Below are 2,393 nucleotides of genomic sequence, written 5' to 3' on the forward strand. Positions count from 1 at the left end.
AGTACGGGGCACTCTCGACCAGCAGCGTGGATGTGACGGTCACCGGCACCAACGATGCACCGGTGGCGGTGGCCGATGTAGCCGCCGGCACGGAAAACCAGACCCTGACGATCGACGTGCTGGCCAACGACACCGACGTCGACGATGGCCACCTGTTCACGCTGAACGCGGTCAGTGCGCCAGCAAACAAGGGCACGGTCAGCGTGGTCGGCAACCAGCTGGTGTTCAACCCGGGGAGCGATTTCGACCACCTGGCACAAGGCGTGGTCGAGCACGTGACCCTCAACTACCAGATGCAGGACCAGTACGGGGCACTCTCGAGTTCCACGGTGGATGTGACCATCACCGGCACCAATGACGCACCGGTGGCGGTGGCCGATGTGGCCGCCGGCACGGAAAACCAGACCCTGACCCTCAACGTGCTGGCCAACGACACCGATGTCGACGACGGCCACCTGTTCACGCTGAACGCGGTCAGTGCGCCGGCGAACAAGGGCACGGCCAGCGTGGTCGGCAACCAGCTGGTGTTCAACCCGGGGACCGATTTCGACCACCTGGCACAAGGCGTGGTCGAGCACGTGACCCTCAACTACCAGATGCAGGATCAGTACGGGGCACTCTCGAGTTCCACCGTGGATGTGACCATCACCGGCACCAACGATGCGCCGGTGGCGGTGGCCGATGTGGCCGCCGGCACAGAGAACCAGACCCTGACCCTCAACGTGCTGGCCAACGACACCGATGTCGATGACGGCCACGCGTTTACCTTGGTCAGCGCCAGCGCGCCGATCGGCCAGGGCAGTGCCAGCGTCGCGGGCAACCAGCTGGTGTTCAACCCGGGGGCCGATTTCGACCATCTGGCGCAAGGCGCCACGGCCAGCGTCACGCTCAGCTACAACATGACCGACGAGCACGGCGCGCCCGCCAGTAGCACTGTGGTGGTGACCATCACCGGCACCAACGACGCGCCGGTGGCGGTGGCCGATACGGCTGCCGGCACGGAAAACCAGACGCTGACCGTCAACGTGCTGGCCAACGACACCGATGTCGATGACGGTCATGTGTTCACGCTGAACTCGGTCAGTGCGCCGGCGAACAAGGGCACGGCCAGCGTGGTCGGCAACCAGCTGGTGTTCAACCCGGGGAGCGATTTCGACCACCTGGCACAGGGCGTGGTCGAGCACGTGACGCTCAGCTACCAGATGCAGGACCAGTACGGGGCACTCTCTACCAGCAGCGTGGATGTGACGATCACCGGCACCAACGACGCGCCGGTAGCAGTGGCCGATGTGGCCGCCGGCACGGAAAACCAGACCCTGACCCTCAACGTGTTGGCCAACGACACCGACGTCGACGACGGCCACCTGTTCACGCTGAACGCGGTCAGTGCGCCGGCGAACAAGGGCACGGCCAGCGTGGTCGGCAACCAGCTGGTGTTCAACCCAGGGAGCGACTTCGACCACCTGGCGCAGGGCGTGGTCGAGCACGTGACCCTCAGCTATCAGATGCAGGACCAGTACGGGGCGCTCTCGAGTTCCACGGTGGACGTGACCATCACCGGCACCAACGATGCGCCGGTGGCGGTGGTCGATACGGCCGCAGCCACGGAAAACCAGACCCTGACCCTCAACGTGCTGGCCAACGACACCGACGTCGACGACGGCCACCTGTTCACGCTGAACGCGGCGAGTGCGCCGGCGAACAAGGGCACGGCCAGCGTGGTCGGCAACCAGCTGGTGTTCAACCCAGGGAGCGACTTCGACCACCTGGCGCAGGGCGTGGTCGAGCACGTGACCCTCAGCTATCAGATGCAGGACCAGTACGGGGCACTCTCGAGTTCCACGGTGGATGTGACCATCACCGGCACCAACGATGCGCCGGTGGCAGTGGCCGATGTGGCCGCCGGCACAGAGAACCAGACCCTGACCCTCAACGTGCTGGCCAACGACACCGACGTCGACGACGGCCACCTGTTCACGCTGAACTCGGCGAGTGCGCCAGCGAGCAAGGGCGCGGTCAGCGTGGTCGGCAACCAGCTGGTGTTCAACCCGGGGAGCGATTTCGATCACCTGGCGCAGGGCGTGGTCGAGCACGTGACGCTCAACTACCAGATGCAGGACCAGTACGGGGCGCTCTCGAGTTCCACGGTGGACGTCACGATCACTGGCACCAACGATGCGCCGGTGGCGGTGGCCGATGTGGCCGCCGGTACAGAAAACCAGACCCTGACCCTCAACGTGCTGGCCAACGACACCGATGTCGATGACGGTCATGTGTTCACGCTGAACTCGGTCAGTGCGCCGGCGAACAAGGGCGCGGCCAGCGTGGTCGGCAACCAGCTGGTGTTCAACCCGGGGAGCGACTTCGACCATCTGGCACAAGGCGTGGTCGAG

General features: G+C 65.2%; 1 protein-coding gene. It reads left to right on the forward strand.

Annotated features, from left to right (window positions below; genetic code table 11):
• Nucleotides 1–2,393 (forward strand): Ig-like domain-containing protein (locus AC07O1_RS30310; RefSeq protein WP_495091186.1); only part of this gene is annotated, 2,393 nt, incomplete at both ends.

The sequence above is a fragment of the Pseudomonas sp. GW821-FHT07G10 genome (assembly GCF_059418545.1).